This is a genomic window from Arthrobacter sp. ok909 (assembly GCF_900104405.1).
GTDB classification, from domain to species: Bacteria; Actinomycetota; Actinomycetes; order Actinomycetales; family Micrococcaceae; genus Arthrobacter; species Arthrobacter humicola.
Genome location: NZ_FNJS01000040.1, coordinates 1 through 16,391, shown reverse-complemented (window position 1 = coordinate 16,391; position 16,391 = coordinate 1). Strand labels below are relative to the sequence as shown.

The 16,391-nt window shown below is 66.9% G+C and carries 14 protein-coding genes; 7 read left to right on the top strand and 7 right to left on the bottom strand.

The features are described 5' to 3' along the window. Window positions 1–87 precede the first annotated feature (87 nt). Window positions 88–1,224: a hypothetical protein gene (locus BLR03_RS21220; RefSeq protein WP_139184632.1), complete on the bottom strand. Its 1,137-nt coding sequence runs from the start codon at window positions 1,222–1,224 to the stop codon at window positions 88–90. Between the two features lie 322 nt (window positions 1,225–1,546). On the opposite strand from BLR03_RS21220, the gene BLR03_RS21215 reads away from it, so the two are divergent. The 4 genes from BLR03_RS21215 to BLR03_RS21200 all read left to right on the top strand — a co-directional run bounded on the left by BLR03_RS21215 (window position 1,547) and on the right by BLR03_RS21200 (window position 5,273). Then, window positions 1,547–2,602, top strand: coding sequence for a DNA polymerase IV (locus tag BLR03_RS21215; RefSeq protein ID WP_091256276.1), 1,056 nt, complete (start codon window positions 1,547–1,549; stop codon window positions 2,600–2,602). Window positions 2,603–2,809: 207 nt separating this feature from the next. Continuing rightward, the gene (locus BLR03_RS21210) at window positions 2,810–3,799 is read left to right on the top strand and encodes a patatin-like phospholipase family protein (protein ID WP_091256275.1); all 990 of its coding nucleotides are present in this window, start codon (window positions 2,810–2,812) and stop codon (window positions 3,797–3,799) included. Window positions 3,800–3,825: 26 nt separating this feature from the next. Beyond that, window positions 3,826–4,269 (top strand): MBL fold metallo-hydrolase, encoded by a 444-nt coding sequence (locus BLR03_RS21205; RefSeq protein WP_368086993.1) that lies wholly within the window; start codon window positions 3,826–3,828, stop codon window positions 4,267–4,269. Between the two features lie 245 nt (window positions 4,270–4,514). Further along, entirely contained in the window at window positions 4,515–5,273 is a 759-nt protein-coding gene (locus BLR03_RS21200; protein ID WP_091256274.1) for a phosphotransferase, read from the top strand. Between the two features lie 50 nt (window positions 5,274–5,323). Here BLR03_RS21200 and BLR03_RS21195 read toward each other — a convergent pair whose 3' ends face one another. Further along, the gene (locus BLR03_RS21195) at window positions 5,324–6,058 is read right to left on the bottom strand and encodes an alpha/beta fold hydrolase (protein WP_091256273.1); all 735 of its coding nucleotides are present in this window, start codon (window positions 6,056–6,058) and stop codon (window positions 5,324–5,326) included. Between the two features lie 71 nt (window positions 6,059–6,129). Further along, window positions 6,130–7,719 (bottom strand): signal recognition particle protein, encoded by a 1,590-nt coding sequence (gene ffh, locus BLR03_RS21190; protein WP_091256272.1) that lies wholly within the window; start codon window positions 7,717–7,719, stop codon window positions 6,130–6,132. Between the two features lie 152 nt (window positions 7,720–7,871). On the opposite strand from ffh, the gene BLR03_RS21185 reads away from it, so the two are divergent. After that, the gene (locus tag BLR03_RS21185) at window positions 7,872–9,260 is read left to right on the top strand and encodes a glucose-6-phosphate dehydrogenase (RefSeq protein WP_091256271.1); all 1,389 of its coding nucleotides are present in this window, start codon (window positions 7,872–7,874) and stop codon (window positions 9,258–9,260) included. A gap of 151 nt (window positions 9,261–9,411) precedes the next feature. Here BLR03_RS21185 and BLR03_RS21180 read toward each other — a convergent pair whose 3' ends face one another. Continuing rightward, the gene (locus BLR03_RS21180) at window positions 9,412–9,750 is read right to left on the bottom strand and encodes a P-II family nitrogen regulator (RefSeq protein WP_018773460.1); all 339 of its coding nucleotides are present in this window, start codon (window positions 9,748–9,750) and stop codon (window positions 9,412–9,414) included. After that, the gene (locus BLR03_RS21175) at window positions 9,747–11,111 is read right to left on the bottom strand and encodes an ammonium transporter (RefSeq protein ID WP_091256270.1); all 1,365 of its coding nucleotides are present in this window, start codon (window positions 11,109–11,111) and stop codon (window positions 9,747–9,749) included. The genes BLR03_RS21180 and BLR03_RS21175 overlap by 4 nt, the downstream gene beginning before the upstream one ends. Before the next feature lie 249 nt (window positions 11,112–11,360). Here BLR03_RS21175 and BLR03_RS21170 point away from each other — a divergent pair, with 249 nt between their 5' ends. Next, the gene (locus tag BLR03_RS21170; RefSeq protein WP_091256269.1) at window positions 11,361–12,611 is read left to right on the top strand and encodes an MFS transporter; all 1,251 of its coding nucleotides are present in this window, start codon (window positions 11,361–11,363) and stop codon (window positions 12,609–12,611) included. A 240-nt stretch (window positions 12,612–12,851) separates the two neighbouring features. Then, window positions 12,852–14,483: a hypothetical protein gene (locus tag BLR03_RS21165; protein ID WP_254788637.1), complete on the top strand. Its 1,632-nt coding sequence runs from the start codon at window positions 12,852–12,854 to the stop codon at window positions 14,481–14,483. A gap of 88 nt (window positions 14,484–14,571) precedes the next feature. On the opposite strand, the gene ftsY is transcribed toward BLR03_RS21165, so the two are convergent. Both ftsY and BLR03_RS25040 read right to left on the bottom strand, forming a co-directional pair. Then, window positions 14,572–15,780, bottom strand: a complete 1,209-nt coding sequence (ftsY, locus tag BLR03_RS21160; protein WP_091256268.1) for a signal recognition particle-docking protein FtsY — start codon at window positions 15,778–15,780, stop codon at window positions 14,572–14,574. 109 nt (window positions 15,781–15,889) lie between these two features. Further along, window positions 15,890–16,391: HNH endonuclease signature motif containing protein (locus tag BLR03_RS25040; protein ID WP_254788636.1), on the bottom strand; the 502-nt coding region annotated here is incomplete at its 5' end.

The window sequence follows — 16,391 nt, the reverse complement described above, 5'->3', positions numbered from 1 at the left end:
CGGGCGCCTCGGACGGCCATGGGACGCCCCTGATGAGGCATTAACCGGAGGCGACGGAGGGCGGTCCGACCGCGCGAGCCGTCGCTCTCAGGACGTCGGCGCCGGCGTCGGTGCCGGATTCGGCGTCGGCGTCCGTGCCGGATTCGCGGCGATGTTCCTGTAGAGCTCGGAGTTGAGCGTCGTGTGGCCGCGGTCGTCGGTGACGTAGACCTCGAAGGTGAAGGTGCTTGCGTCGTGGTCGAGCGCGAATTCGATCGTGGGGTTCTTTGCGGAAATCGTCCCTTCCGAGACGATTCGGCCATACTTCTGCTCCGGGGGACTGAGGTCTGTGCCGCGCTGCGCAGGGTCTCGGATGAAGTATCGGACCGTGTACGGCGCCGACGGCAGTGACCGCAGGGTCGGGAAGAAGCTGAAGTCTCTTGTGCCGGGCTTGAACTGCTCCGAACGCCACTGGTAGGCGGCGACGGCGGGCGTGAGGGCGTCGTCGAGATCGCGGATGCCGGTGCGGTTCGTTTGGGCGTCGAAACTGCGGTCATGCCCGCCGAAGGCTTTGGCGACCGGTCCGAGCCCGAAGCCGAGGGCCAGGCCGAGCCCAATCGAGACCATCGGGATGAGGATTGCCGCCACGCGTGCCCGGCGCAGCAGACCCGTCCTCACGGATTGTCGGTGCATCGAGAGCGTGTACGGCACGGCGGCTGTGAACACCGTTCTCGAGTACGGGCTGCCGGCCGCGCGAGCCCACGCCTCGAGGTACGCGGCGCGCGGCGGCAGGGGGGCGTCCGCGCCCCCAACCTTGTTCCAGTAGGCCAGAAACGGCAGCGGCAGGTCCCGGAGCCGGCCATGCGGGTCCCTAAAGGTGAAGGTCGGGACCATCCGGTACTGGACGCCCCCACGGCCGGCGTACCGGTGGGGATAGGGGTGGAAGTCTTCAAGCTGCGTGCGATCGACCCTGGCCCGGGCGAGGAACGCCTTCGTCACGATCGCCGCGTCCGGCGTGAGCGTGACCCACTCGCCGGCGTACCACAGCAGGACGGCGCCGAAGACCGCCAAAATGATTGCCCCCGCCATGATGAGCGCCTCCGCCCAGGCCGCGATGATCGTGCTGTCGCGTTCGTTGACCAGGATCGAGCCGGCGACCGCCGCGACCGCGACCGCCAGCAGGCCCGCACCGAGGGCCGCGCCAGCCCAGCCGGGCATCCGCAGCGCACGAATGCGGGCCGGCAAATCATCCTCCCGGACGTGATCCCCTGAACTCGGAGCGACCATCGCTACCCCCATCCCCCGTCGCCGAGTGTAGTGCCCAAGCACCGATTCCGACAATGAATGCGCAGGTCAGGGGCAGGAATGAGGGCGTACCCCTACACCGCTTGGTATTGCTCAACGAGGCTGTGAGTTGTCTTGCTTCACATGCGTTCCGAGGCACAGGGGTTTCGAGGCAGTATTCGAGGCAGTAGGACGCCGCAGGCCCCGCGGCCAAGCCCGGTGGAGAGCCGATGCTTGCCAGGGATGTTTAGGGCAGACTGGTGGCGTGAGCGGAATCCGGTGGGTGCTGCACGTCGATCTCGACCAATTCATCGCGGCGGTCGAGGTGCTCCGGCGGCCGGAGCTTGCGGGCAAGCCGATCATTGTCGGCGGTCGGGGCGACCCCACGGAACGAGCTGTGGTGTCGACCGCATCCTACGAAGCCAGGGCGTTCGGCGTGGGTTCCGGAATGCCCTTACGCATTGCTGCCCGGAAAGTGCCCGACGCTGTGATCCTGCCCGTCGATCCGGAGGCTTACCTCGCGGCGTCTGAAACGGTGATGGCTACCCTGCGCGCGCAGCCCGGCGCCACCGTGCAGGTGCTGGGTTGGGATGAAGCCTTTGTAGGCACAGAGACAGAGAATCCGGAGGCCTACGCCCGGCAGGTGCAGGCCGCTGTCCTGGAGCAAACGCAGCTGCATTGCAGCGTGGGCATCGGCGACACCCTGGTCCGGGCAAAGGTCGCCACCGGTTTCGGCAAGCCGGCCGGCGTCTTCCGTCTCACTGCCGGGAACTGGCTCGACGTCATGGGCAGTCGGCCCACCAAGGACCTGTGGGGCATCGGAGCCAAAGTGTCGGCCCGGCTGGCCAAACTAGGCATCAACACAGTCGCCGAGCTCGCCGCGTCCGACCCCCTGGACCTGGTCCCGGAGTTCGGCCCCAGGATGGGTCCTTGGTACGCGGAGCTCGGACGCGGGGACGGCACCAGCGTTGTGGACGACACCCCGTGGGTTGCCCGCGGGCATAGCCGGGAGACCACCTTCCAGCGCGACCTGACCGAGCCCGCCCAGGTGGACGACGCCGTGAGGGAGCTGACAGCGCGTGTCCTTGAGGATGTTGTGGCCGAAGGACGGCCCGTGATAGGGCTGACCCTCAAGGTTCGGTACGCGCCGTTCCTCACCAAGACCCACGCGAGGAAGATTCCCGAGACTTTCGACCGGAACGAAATCCTCGCGCGGGCCCTGGACCTCGCAGCCGGAATCGAAGCGGGCCGGCCGATCCGTCTCTTAGGCCTGCGGGCCGAAATGGCAATGCCCGACGATGCCCGAAAGGGACATACGCCGACGCGTGGCGGTTGGTGACGGCGTCGCTGCACGGCAACCGCCATGATGCCGATGGCGCACCGCGTCGCGGGCGTGGTAGCCTGCCGGGGATCGTGATCCAGTGCCAGGAGGTGAGACCCATGAACGCAGTATCCACAGTGGGTGCTCCCCTGCAGTCGACGATCGCGCGACTGAGGTAGTCGCTACCGGGAGCGCCCTCCAGGCAATTCGCGAAAGGCGACTCCCATGAACACAACACCTTCTTCAGGTCTGCACTTCACCTCGGCGACGGCCTCCGACCGGCCGAGGTCCGACCAGGATCAGCCGCAGGTCGACGCCATAGGGCGGGTGCGTGCCGCGGGTGAGCGAGCATTGGTCCTCGGTGGTGGTGGATCGGCAGGCAATGCGTGGTTGATCGGTATCATCGCCGGCCTGTCTGAAGCCGGTTTGGATGTGACCGAGGCTGATCTGATCATCGGGACGTCGGCCGGATCGACGGCTGCGGCCCAAATAACTGGCGCGGCCCCGACCGAACTGCTTGCCCAAATCCTTGCCGCTGCGCCCCATCAACGGACTGGTCCGGTCGGATCCGTCGGTGGACGCGTTCCAGTTGGGCCGGGCGACCATATGGAGAGAACTAGGAGAATCATCGCCGCCGCTGAGGATGCGGCCGATATGCGCCGCAGAATGGGTGCGGCGTCGCTCGACATGGATGCGGCATCGGATGGCTCCGGGCAAACGCGGTGGCGCGCTACCGTCGCCGCGCGGCTGCCCAGTCAGCTCTGGCCGCAACGAGCGGTGCTCATCACGGCGGTCGATGCCCATACCGGTGAACCGGTCGTGTTCGACCGCGACAGCGGAGTCGAACTGGCGGACGCCGTCGCCGCTAGCTGCGCCAGTGGCCCTCCCTACGCCATCGGCGACAACCGATACATCGACGGTGGCTACCGACGCAACGAGAATGCCGATCTGGCAGCCGGATACGGGCGGGTGCTGGTGCTGTCACCACTTGGCGGCAGAACACGGACGCCGTTGGACTGGGGCATGCATCTTGCCGCACAGGCCGACGAACTCCGCGCACGGGGCAGCAGAGTCGAAACGATCTTGCCGGACAGCAACTCCCTCAACGCATTCGGCAGCAATCTGATGGATCTGTCAACGCGTCCGCCCGCCGCTCAAGCGGGTTACGACCAAGGCAGAGCCCTTGCCGAACAGCTCGCCACATTCTGGCGCTAACGCCCGCGAAATCAGTCGACTCGGCTGTGCAGATTCCCTGGGATGGCCCTCCTGTGCGGATCCTCGAGCATCAGGCGCACGCCCCTGGCCATGCGGCGCTATTGATCGAGGAACGAGGGGTTCTTGTTGCCGGGGACATGCTTTCCGATGTCCTGATTCCAATGCTCGACCTGAGCGACACCGCTGACCCGATCGAGGATTACCTCGCCGCGCTGCACCTGCTGGAGAGCGTGGCCGGTGTCGTCGATGTCGTCATCCCCGGGCACGGGTCCGTCGGAAAAACGGACCAGGTCCACACATGGATCGATCAGGATCGGGCATATGTGCACGCCTTGCGTGACGCACGTGATCCGAGCGACCCGCGCGTCGGCCCCTCGGCTCAAGAGGGTTGGGAATGGGTGAGCGACGTTCACACACGGCAACACGAGCGTCTCGCCGAAAGAAGGGCCCGCGGCGGTACGCCCGGCTAGCGGTTGCTCAAACAGTATCGCGGCCAGCATGGCCGGCCTTTGTGCGAGAACGTTCAAGACGCGGCCGCAGATAGACCCTCCTGGGGCCCTCGTTTGTCGACACCTTTTGGACCGGGCAAGAACTCGGGAGATTCCTCAAGAAAGGGCCGTTGATATCAAAGACGAAACGGCGGGGATTCATCCTGGACAGTCCCAACCCACCTCACCCGGTTGGACGTCAGTCTTGCAGGCACTAGCCTGCTGGGATGTGCGATGACGAGCAGGAATTGACGGGAGGCAACGCGCCAGGCCGCGTGGTGCGTATAGGTGAGACAGTGCGAAAGCCTTGGATCGACAACACGTCGGTCGTACAGAGCTACCTCGGCGCTCTCCGCGAGCGTGGAGTGGACGCGCCCACGCCGCTGGGTTGCGATCATCAGGGGCGGCAGATGGTTGAGTACGTCAGCGGCACACTTGCGCTCGATCAGTTGCCGCTGGGGCCCGAGGACCTGCTGCGGGTAGGGAGAATGATTCGCCGGATCCACGATGCCAGCGAATTCATTTCGGTTCCCGACCCGGACGCTTGGACGATGCTGCTGCCAGCGGAGAGTCCTAACCTGATGTGCCACAACGATCTCGCGCCTTGGAACCTCATCATGGGAGACCGGCGGGTTTTCATCGATTGGGATGGCGCCGGGCCGAGCACCAGGTTGTGGGATCTGGCATACGCCGCGCAGTCTTTCGGGATGCTCTTTGAAGGGCAGGCAGTGGGGTCCGCTGCTGCGAGACTGCGCGCTCTCGTCGACGGATACGACGCCGACATCGCGTTGCGCGAGGCGTTACCACCCGCTATGGCGAAACGCACCGCGGCGATGTTCGAGCTTCTCCGTTCCTCTAGCGAAAGCGGACTCCAGCCCTGGGCAGACATGTATGCGAACGGGCATGGCGGGCATTGGCGTGCAGCCGCTGAGTATGTTGCCCGAAACCACACAGCCTGGGAGCGAGCACTCTCGCAAACGGAGTAAAAGTCCCGTCGGAGGCGAAACGACACCCCGCTTAGGAGCATCGCTAGTTCTCAGGAAGCCCGGGCGTGCTGGAGCCGGCTGACCTCGCCGATGAACGAGCGGATGACTCTGTCCCCTTCGGTGGAATCCTGGGGGCGGTGTCCTCCCGGGGCGGTGCGGTGCAGGGCGCCGGTCTCGCGCAGGTAGCCCGCGATTTCCTCGTAGAGGGGTTCCCAGCCGCCGGTCAGGACCAGCGTCGGCACGCCGGGCACGATCTGCAGCGGGGCGTCCCACGGCGGCGCCTGCAGGCGGAGCCGGCGCGCGGCCCGGAGGGCCTCCGGCGTCGTGGCCCCCGGGGCGTCGGCGGCGAAGACGCGGCGGATAAATTCGCGCTGGAAGTCGTCGTCGCTGAGGTTGTGCCGGACATCGAAAAGCGGCTGCATGAGCGCCCGGTGCGCGGCTGTGGCCGGGAGTTCGGCGGTCAACGACAGGCAGGCCGGTTCCACCAGGGTCAGGGACTGGACGAGGTCGGGGCGCTCGACGGCGGCCATCATGGCGGCGATGGCGCCCTGCGAGTGGGCCACCACGTGGCCGCCGGCCTCGCCGCGGCCGTCGTCCGCCAGTGATGCGAGCACGATTGCGGCGTCGGCGGCGAAGTCGGATTCAAGCGGTTCCGCAACAGGGTCAAACCCGTGCCGGCGCAGGAACAGGGCGTCGTAGTCCAGCGCCATCCCGTGCTGCTTTGGCCACGCGGCGGCCCCAAAGCTGCCAGCCCCGTGGACGAAGACTACGCGCTGCTTGAACATGGTCTAACCCTATGGCACTTCAGTGCTGATGCCGCCGGCGACACAGCCCCGGCGGCATCAGCGGGCGGTGGCTATTTGCTGCCGCCGAGGAACTTGTCGAAGCCCTTGGGCAGGTTCAGCTGGGACGGATCGAAGTCGCCGCCCTGCTGGCCGAACGACGCTCCGGTGGGCAGGGCTTTGGCGCCGGCCGCACGCCGGGCCTCGGCGTCGCGCAGTTCCTGCGCGGCCTTGGCCGGGTTGCCGGAGCGGGCCTTTTTCTTGGGCGCGGACTTGGCACCCTTGCGGGCGCCTCCCCCGCCGCCCATGCCGGGCATCCCCGGCATTCCGGGCATGCCGCCGCCGGCGGCCATCTTCTTCATCATCTTCTGGGCCTGGGCGAAGCGCTCCAGCAGGCCGTTGACCTCGGAGACGTGCACACCGGAGCCGCGGGCGATCCGGGCCCGGCGGGAGCCGTTGATGATCTTGGGTGCCACGCGCTCGTGCGGGGTCATGGAGCGGACAATGGCCTCGACCCGGTCGATCTCGCGCTCGTCGAACTGCTCCAGCTGCTGCCGGATGTTCTGCGCACCCGGCATCATCATGAGCATCTTCTTCATGGAGCCCATGTTGCGGATCTGCTGCATCTGGGCGAGGAAGTCATCCAGGGTGAAGTCTTCCTGGTCGGCGAACTTCTTCGCCATCCGGGCGGCCTCGTCCTTGTCCCAGGATTTCTCGGCCTGCTCGATCAGGGTGAGGACGTCACCCATGTCGAGGATGCGCGAGGCCATGCGGTCCGGGTGGAAGAGCTCGAAGTCGTCCAGGCCTTCGCCGGTGGACGCGAACATGACCGGTTTGCCGGTGACCGAGGCGACGGAGAGCGCGGCACCGCCGCGGGCGTCGCCGTCGAGCTTGGACAGCACGATGCCGGTGAAGTTGACGCCCTCGTCGAAGGCCATCGCCGTGTTGACTGCGTCCTGGCCGATCATGGAGTCGATGACGAACAGGACTTCGTTCGGGACGATGGCGCGGCGGATCTGGCGCGCCTGTTCCATCATGTCGGCGTCGACGCCGAGACGGCCGGCGGTGTCCACAATCACGACGTCGTGGAGGGTGCGCTTGGCTTCCTCGACGCCGGCGCGGGCGACGGCGACCGGGTCACCGGCGGGGTGGTCAAGTTCGGTGGACGTGGCACCGGGGTGCGGGGCGAAGACGGGCACCCCGGCGCGCTGGCCGACCACCTGCAGCTGGGTGACGGCGTTGGGGCGCTGAAGGTCGCAGGCAACGAGCATCGGGCTGTGGCCCTGGGCCTTGAGCCATTTGGACAGCTTGCCAGCCAGGGTGGTCTTACCGGCACCCTGGAGGCCGGCCAGCATGATGATGGTGGGCCCGGTCTTGGCCAGGCGGATCCGGCGGGTCTCGCCGCCGAGGATCTCGACGAGTTCCTCGTTGACGATCTTCACGATCTGCTGGCTCGGGTTCAGCGCACCGGATACCTCGGCGCCGAGGGCACGCTCGCGGACGCGGCCGGTGAACTCCCGGACCACGGGCACGGCGACGTCGGCGTCCAGGAGGGCACGCCGGATCTCCCGGACGGTGGCGTCAACGTCCGCCTCGGTCAGGCGGCCCTTGCCACGCAGATTCTTGAAGGTTGCTGTCAACCGGTCAGAGAGTGAATTGAACACGCGCCGTGCACTTCTTTCAGTGGATCTACAGGTGGCGGCCGGTCCGGCACGCCAGCGTCGTGACTGGTGTTCGCCTGAACGAACCGCCTCGACAACGGGACTCGACTATCTAGGGTACCAAGATGAGCCTTCAGGATGGCATGCTGGCTTAGGTGACCAGCCAATTAACTGTAAAAACACTCCTCATCCTGGGCGCCTCGGGCGATCTCACCGGCAGGCTCCTGCTCCCCGGACTCGCCCGCCTGGTGGCCCGGGGCCGCGCCGACGGCCTCACGTTAGTCGGTGCCGGATCCGACCCGTGGACGGCCGATCAGTGGCTGGAGCGGATCGAGGAGTCTTTCGCGGACGAGAACTCGCAGGCCGATACCGAGGGCAAGCATGAGCTGAAGCGGATCCGCAAGGAGAGCACGTACCACCAGCTCGACGTCACAGCCGGCGGGCAGCTCGCCGGGCTGCTGAAGGAGCTGGAGGGCCCCGTGGCCGTCTACTTCGCCCTTCCGCCGCACGTCAGCCAGCTCGCGTGCGAGGCGCTGGCCCCGGAGGACGTGCCCGCCAGGACCCGGCTGGTGATGGAGAAGCCGTTCGGCTCGGACGAGCAGTCGGCCCGGCACCTGAACAAGACGCTGGCCGCGCTGGTCCCGGAGGACCACATCCACCGGGTGGATCACTTCCTGGGCAAGGCAACCGTCCTGAACATCCTGGGCCTGCGCTTCGCGAACACGTTCCTGGAGCCGGTGTGGAACCGTCAGTACATCGAAAAGGTCGAGATCGTTTTCGACGAAGACCTCGCCCTGGAGGGCCGGGCCCGCTACTACGACGGCGCCGGCGCCCTGCGGGACATGATCCAAAGCCATCTGTTGGAGATCATGGCCCTCATGGCGATCGAGCCGCCGGCGTCCGTGGACGAACGCGACCTGCGTGATGCCATTGCCACGGTGTTGCGCGCCAGCAGCATCAAGGCCCCGTACCGCCAAAGTACCCGCCGGGCACGCTACACGGCCGGTTCCATCGACGGCCGGAAGGTCCCGGACTACGCCAAGGAGGCCGGGGTGGACCCGGCCAGGGACACCGAAACCCTCGCCGAGGTGCAGCTCGGGATCGACAACTGGCGCTGGCAGGGCGTGCCGTTCATCCTGCGTTCGGGCAAAGCGCTGGGCACCAAGCGCAAGGAAGCCGTGGTGACGTTCCGGCCGGTGCCGCATCTGCCGAAGGGGTTCAGCGGCGTGGACGCCCCCAACCAGCTTCGGATCGGTTTTGGCCCGGACACGCTGAAATTCGACGTCGATGTGAACGGCCCCGGCGATGTCCTGAGCCTGGACCGGGCCACCCTGCAGGCAGAGCTGAGCGCTTCCGAGCTCCTGCCGTACGGTGAAGTGCTGGAGGGCGTCCTCACCGGCGATCCGCTGCTCTCAGTGCGGGCGGACACCGCCGAGGACTGCTGGCGCATCCTGGACCCGGTGCTGAAGTCCTGGGCGGCCGGACACGTGCCGTTGGAGGACTATCCCGCCGGGACCTCGGGCCCGGAGGACTGGCCGGCCTAAGCGGACCCAACACAGCGGCCGCTTCACAGCGCGCAACTCGCTGGAGGCAACCGCAGAAACGACGAAGCGGGCCGGATGCCTTTTCGGGCATCCGGCCCGCTGTGTCAGGACCGCTGTGTCAGTGCCGCGTTCCGCGGCAGAGCGGGAGCAGCTAGATGGCTGCCGCGCCGCGCTCTCCGGTGCGGACCCTGACGGCCTCGAACACATCCATCGTCCAGACCTTGCCGTCGCCGGCCCGGCCGGTGTTCGAACTGGCGATGATGACATCGAGGATGTCGTCCGCCTGTTCGTCGGTGGCCAGGACTTCTACCCGGATCTTGGGCAGGAGGTCCACGTTGTACTCAGCCCCGCGGTACACCTCGGTGTAGCCGCGCTGCCGGCCGTAGCCGCTGGCTGCACTGACCGTCAGGCCCTGCACACCGTAGGCTTCGAGACCTTCGCGAATAGCCTCCAGCTTTTCCGGACGGACGATTGCCGTGATCAGTTTCATGCCCCCACACTTTCCTTACCCGTTGCGTTCTTCTTGCCGTTGGACGTGACGTCCACCGGAGCTGCGGAGACTGCGTCTTCGCCCGTCTTGCCGGTGATCAGTTCGTGCAGCGGCTGGAAGCTGCCGCCGTGGCCGCCGACGCCGAACTCGTAAGCGGTCTCTGCGTGCAGGCTCAGGTCCACACCAACGACTTCCTGTTCCTGGGAGACCCGGAAGCCCATGAGCTTGTGGATCGGGAAGGCGATGATGAACGTCATCACGGCAGTGAAGACGATGGAACACAGTGCCGCCAGGGACTGGGCGACGAGTTGCGTGGTGCCGCCGCCGTAGAACAGGCCCGCGGCGCCCTGGGTCGGAGTAGCCAGGAAGCCGATTGCCACGGTGCCGATAACACCGGACACGAGGTGGACACCGACGACGTCGAGCGAGTCGTCGTAGCCGAACTTGAACTTCAGGCCGACGGCGAGTGCGGAGGCCACACCGGCGACGACGCCGAGGGCGATTGCACCCAGCGGGGAGACGTTGGCGCAGGCCGGGGTGATGGCGACGAGGCCGGCGACCACACCGGAGGCGGCACCCAGGGACGTCGGGTGACCGTCGCGGTAGCGTTCGACGGCGAGCCAGCCGAGCATGGCGGCGGCCGGGGCGGCCAGGGTGTTGATCCAGATCAGGCCGGCCTGCTCAACGGTCGCGGCGGCACCGGCGTTGAAGCCGAACCAGCCGAACCACAGGATGGCGGCACCGAGCATGACGAACGGAATGTTGTGCGGGCGGTGGTTCGGGTCCTTGCCGAAGCCCTTGCGGTTGCCGATGATCAGGACCAGGATGAGGCCCGCGACGCCGGCGTTGATGTGGACCACGGTGCCGCCGGCGAAGTCGATGACCGGCGCGAACGTCTGACCGAACCAGCCGCTGGCGGAGAAGAGGCCGCCGCCCCAGACCATGAAGGCCATCGGGGCGTAGACGAGCGTTGCCCAGATCGGGGTGAAGACCACCCAGGCGGAGAACTTGGCACGGTCGGCGACCGCACCGGAGATCAGGGCCACAGTGATGATGGCGAACGTGGCCGCGTAGCCGACCTTGAGCAGGTCAGCCGGTTCGGTGAAACCGTGGAGGCCGAAGTGGCTGAACGGGTTGGCGAAGATCTGGAAGAAGTTGTCCTCGTTGCTCGTGGCCATCGAAGCGCCCCACAGGACCCACATGATCCCGACGGTGCCAATGGCGACGAAGCTCATCATCATCATGTTCAAAGCCGACTTGGCACGAGTCATGCCGCCGTAGAAGAATGCTAGACCCGGGGTCATGAACAGCACGAGTGCCGCGGCGACCAGGAGCCAAACGAGACCTGCGGTGAGTTCCATGGTCTACGTCCTCTCTTGCTATTAGGTGCGGAGTAGTCCGCCGGTCCCAACGCATTATTTGCGTTCTACATCGAGTTTCGCGGGACCGTGTTTCGCTGGCGGAGGATTTAGATTGCCGGGTTGTTACAAGAACCTCCCGGACGTAAATGGTGCATCTCACACTTGTTACGGTTATGTTTCATCCGCATAATCCCGCGCTTTAGGACCTGCAGCCCGCCGGCCCCGCTTCTCCCCAAGGACTAACGCACTATGAGCAAGACCTCCCGCCCCGCCGGCGAAGCCGCCCCCAAGCTGCCCGCCGTGGCGCACGGGCGTTCCCGGCTTCCCCGGGACATCAAGGTGATGCTGGTGGCGGCCTTCCTCATCGCGATCGGCTTTGGCCTTGTCGCGCCGGTCCTCCCCCAGTTCGCGACCACTTTCAACGTCGGCGCGACGGCGGCGGCGGTGATCGTGAGCATCTTCGCCTTCATGCGGCTGGTTTTCGCCCCGGCCGGCGGCGCGCTGATCGTGAAGTTCGGCGAACGGCCCGTCTACGTTGCCGGTCTGCTGATTGTGGCGGCGTCGACCGCGGCCTGCGCATTCGCCCAGGACTACTGGCAGCTCCTGATCTTCCGCGGGCTCGGCGGAGCGGGGTCGGTGATGTTTACCGTGGCATCCATGGCGCTCGTGGTCCGGCTCGCGCCGCCGAAAAGCCGCGGCCGCGTCTCCGGGGCCTACGCCTCGGCATTCCTGATCGGCAACGTCTGCGGACCGATCGTCGGCGGCCTGCTCGCCAACTTCGGCCTCCGGGTGCCGTTCCTTGCCTACGCGGCCGCCCTCGTGCTGGCGGCCATCGTGGTGCAGACCCAGCTCAGCCACGTCCCGGCCGCCTCGCGGGAGCCCGGCGCCACGGCCCCGGCGATGGAACTGAAAGACGCGCTGCGGGACAGCGCGTACCGGGCCGGCCTGTTTTCGAGCTTCGCCAATGGCTGGGCCACCTTCGGGGTGCGGATGGCGACGGTGCCGCTGTTCGCCGTCGTGGCCCTCGGCGCCGGTCCGGAATCGGCCGGCTGGGCACTGGCCGTGTTTGCGGGCGGCAACGCGGTGGCGCTGACGTTCTCCGGCCGGCTCGCGGACAGCCTCGGCCGCAAGCCGCTCCTACTCGCCGGGCTGGTAGTCACCGGCACAGCCACTGCGGCTATCGGGTTCACTCACCAGCTGCCCTGGTTCCTGCTCGCGTCCGCCTGTGCGGGGATTGGCTCCGGGCTGCTGGGGCCGGCCCAGCAGGCTGCCATCGCCGACGTGATCGGCAACGAGCGCTCCGGCGGCCGCGTCCTGGCCGTCTTCCAGATGGCCTCTGACAGCGGTGCGATCGTCGGACCCGTCGTGGCCGGGCTGCTGGCGGACCGTCTGGGCTACGGCTGGGCCTTCGGCATCACGGGCGGCATGCTGCTGGCCGCCGCCGCTGTGTGGCTCCCGGCCCGGGAAACGTTTGTCCGGCACACCGCCAACCGCGCCTAGCCCGCGCGCCGGGGAACGCCGCAAACTGTCTCCCGCCCGGGCCCCCGGGGCCAATGACCGCAGACGGCGCCCTGGCACGAACCCGCTGGTCAGCGGCGGCCTCCGCCCTTGGCTAAGCTGGGGTCACTTGCCACAACCCTCCGGAGGTAATCCCCCATGGCCAGATTCGACTCTTCCCTCGGGAAAGCCGATAGCCCTGACCCAGCCAACCCCGCACATGCGGCTAATCCGGCGAACGCAGTGAATGCCGGAAAGAAGAAGCGCGCATGGATTATCGCCGGCGCCGGAATCGTAGCCGTCCTCGCGGCCACGGCGGTGCTGGTTCCCCTGGCTCTCGGCGGACCCACCCAGGCACCGTCGGCACCACCGGCCACGTCCGAATCCGCCCCGGCGTCCGGCCCTGCCGAGGTGGGGCCGCCGGTGACGTACTACCAGCAGGCGGGTCCGCCGGCCGGGTCGCCGCTGGAAAAGGTTGAGCCCCATAAGGTGGACGTCTCCAGCGACCTCGTGGGCACGACCCTGAACAAGGGGATGACGGGAATCTCCTTGGAGGCAACGGACTTGGCAGACCCTGACCTCAGCGCCGACAACGCGTCGATGGTCAAGCTCCTGAAGGAGATCGACCAGCCTGTCCTGCGCTTTGGCGGCAACTCCGTGGACCGGCGCTTCTTCTGGACCTCCACTGGCGAGGCCGTCCCCGCCGGCTACAAGGGAGACAAGACCCACCCGGTCAAGGCCGTGGGCCCGGCTGACCTGGCACGGGTGAAGACTCTTCTTGAGGCCGGGAATGCCACGATCAGCCTGACGGTGGACCTGGGCCATTACGACCCGGCCCGGGCGGCAGACATGGTCAAGAACGCCTCGGAGATCTTCGGCGACCGTTTGCTCAGCGTCACGGTGGGCAACGAACCCAACGGCTTCGTCTTCAACGATGTGAAGACCGGCACCGGCTACAGCCTGGACCAGTACCTCCGGGAACTGAAGGACTACGCCAACGCCATCTACGCGGTGGCCCCCAAGGTGCCCATCTCAGGCCCGGGTGCCTATGACCAGAAGTGGTGGCAGCCGTTCGTCGATGCTGACCTCCCACAGAAGAAGATCCTCACGTTCCATAACTACCCGCTGTACAGCTGTGACGGCAGCGACCCCAAGGGCTCGCCCACCATGGCCAACCTGATGAGCCAGCTGATGCATGACCGCGCCGCCGACTACCAGAAATCGGCCCTCAAGGTCGGCCAGGACGCGGGCCTGGAGACATGGCTCCCGGAAACCGGGATCGCCGCCTGCCCCGGCTCGAACGAGACCTCCCGCACCCACGCCTCGGCCCTGTGGGCGGCAGACTATGCCCTCAACGCCGCCCAGCTGGGGATCACCCGGATCGGTTTCCACAGCTCCCTGCAGACCTGCAAGGGCGGCCCGCCCCTGTCCGCGATCTGCAGCGCCGGCGCCTACCCGTTCGGCAACGGCCAGATGTCCGGCCGGGCCAACTTCTTCGGCATCTCCATGGTGGCCGAGCTTGAGGCCGGCAAGTTCATGAAGCTGAACAGCTCCGGCGGCGGGCTGGCGTTCAGCTACGCGCTGCAGAACGCGGACGGCAGCACCAGCGTTGTGATCATCAATGAAAACGACCCCGAAAAGGCCGCGCAGACCGACGTCACCCTGAACCTGCCGGGCAAGCCGGTGACCGGGACCATGACCCAGCTCAGCGGCCCCAGCTACAAAGCCGAGGACCAGACCGTGATCGACGGCGCCAAGTCCGAGCCGAAGCCCCTCGCCGAGCGTGCCACGGTGCCCGGCTTCGCTTATAAGTCTGGGACGCAGCAGTTCAAGCTGACGGCCGGAACCGTGACGGTGCTGCACTTCACGTACTAGCCACATCCCGCTGACTTCGCGCAGCACAACCAGCAGCAAAAAAGTGCCCCGGTCCTCTGCGGACCGGGGCACTTTTTGCCGTGCGTGATTAGTTCAGCAACGCGTCCACGAACGCTTCGGCGTCGAACGGCGCGAGATCATCGGCGCCTTCGCCCAGGCCGATCAGCTTGACCGGCACGCCCAGGGACTTCTGGATGGCGACGACGATTCCGCCCTTGGCGGTGCCGTCGAGCTTGGTCAGGACGATTCCGGTGATGTTGACCACCTCGGAGAATACCCGGGCCTGGTTGAGCCCGTTCTGGCCGGTGGTGGCATCCAGGACCAGCAGGACCTCGTCCACCTCGGCAAGCTTTTCGATGACCCGCTTGACCTTGCTGAGCTCGTCCATGAGGCCGACCTTGTTCTGCAGCCGCCCCGCGGTGTCGATCATGACGACGTCGACTTCCTGGTCGATGCCCGCTTTGACGGCCTCGTAGGCCACCGAGGCGGGGTCAGCGCCGTCGATGTCCGACTTCACGGTGGGGACACCCACGCGCTGGCCCCACGTGGCCAGCTGCTCGGCGGCGGCCGCACGGAAGGTGTCGGCTGCGCCCAGCAGCACATCCTTGTCTTCGGCGACGAGCACGCGGGCCAGCTTGCCCACGGTGGTGGTCTTGCCGACGCCGTTGACGCCGACCACCATCATGACGGCAGGTTTGTCGGCGTGGCGCTCCACGTGCAGGGTGCGGTCCATGGTGGGGTCCACGAGCTTGATGAGTTCCTCGCGGAGCAGGGCCTTGACGTGCTCGGGGTCCCGCGTGCCGATCACCTTGACACGTTCGCGGAGCGCATCCACGAGCTGCATGGTCGGTTCGGTGCCGAGGTCGGCCAGCAGGAGGGTTTCCTCGACCTCGTCCCAGACGTTTTCATCGATCTTGTCCGCCGAGAGCAGGGCCAGGAGCCCCTTGCCCAGGATGTTGTTGGATTTGACCAGCCGCTCGCGCAGCCGGATGAGGCGCCCGGCCACCGGCAGCGGGGTTTCCACCGGCACGGTTTCCAAGCCGGCCGCGTTGTCCGGCACCTCGACCGTTTCGAGTCCTTCGACCTCGACGCCGTCCGGCGCCTTCCGTTCAGGCGCCGGCGCCGGACGGTCCTCCACAAGGGTCCCGGCTCCCGGGGCCTGCACGGGGTCGTTTGCGTCGCGCGTGCCGGGATAGTTCTTGACGTTCTTCCGGGTCTTCATGAGCACCGGGATCAGCGCGCCGAGGACCACCAGCACAGCGAGAATGGGCAGAATAATGGGGAGGATGTCGTTCACTCCCCTAGCTTCTCACAAACCCTAAATGGGCCGTGGCCAGCGATTTCGTTCTGCTTGGACCTCTGAGCTGCTCAGACGTCGACACCGCCCGGAGACGTGAGGTAGCCGATCACAGAAATGGAAACAGGAGGTCTTCCGGGATGGGGTCGTCGAGGGGTGCCGGCCAGCCGGGGTCGTCGGTGTTTGCGGCGGGGAATGGGTGCCCGGCCGTGAAGTGGTGCCAGTCGGGGAAGGGATCCGGGGGCAGTTCCGGTTCGGGAGGATGGCCGGGATCCTGGCCGGGGCGACTAGTGGGGCCCGGGCCCGGATGATGTTCCGGATGTGTGGGCACGGCTCGCTCCGCCCGTGGGTTTGTGTTTGTGGCCGTGATCGGGATGTGGTCCGGCCAGCGGGTCGGTTCCCAGTCCTGGTGCTCGGCCGGGTAGTAGCGCCGTGCCGGTGAAATCCAGCCCGGCGGGCTGGATGTGGAGGCCCCGCTCGGTGTCCAGGCCGAGGAGTGTTTGAGGCGGTGATGTTTCCGGCACGGCTGGCCCAGGTTGGCGATCCCGGTGGTGCCGCCGTCGGCCCAGGCCAGGAGGTGGTCCGCCTCGTTGTCCAGGGAATGGTTGTTA

Excerpts from the sequence above, each read along its gene's own strand:
- BLR03_RS21210 (WP_091256275.1), top strand. The coding sequence starts at position 2,810 with ATGAACACAACACCTTCTTCAGGTCTGCACTTCACCTCGGCGACGGCC.
- BLR03_RS21200 (WP_091256274.1), top strand. The coding sequence starts at position 4,515 with ATGTGCGATGACGAGCAGGAATTGACGGGAGGCAACGCGCCAGGCCGC.
- BLR03_RS21195 (WP_091256273.1), bottom strand. The coding sequence starts at position 6,058 with ATGTTCAAGCAGCGCGTAGTCTTCGTCCACGGGGCTGGCAGCTTTGGG.
- BLR03_RS21180 (WP_018773460.1), bottom strand. The coding sequence starts at position 9,750 with ATGAAACTGATCACGGCAATCGTCCGTCCGGAAAAGCTGGAGGCTATT.
- BLR03_RS21175 (WP_091256270.1), bottom strand. The coding sequence starts at position 11,111 with ATGGAACTCACCGCAGGTCTCGTTTGGCTCCTGGTCGCCGCGGCACTC.
- BLR03_RS21170 (WP_091256269.1), top strand. The coding sequence starts at position 11,361 with ATGAGCAAGACCTCCCGCCCCGCCGGCGAAGCCGCCCCCAAGCTGCCC.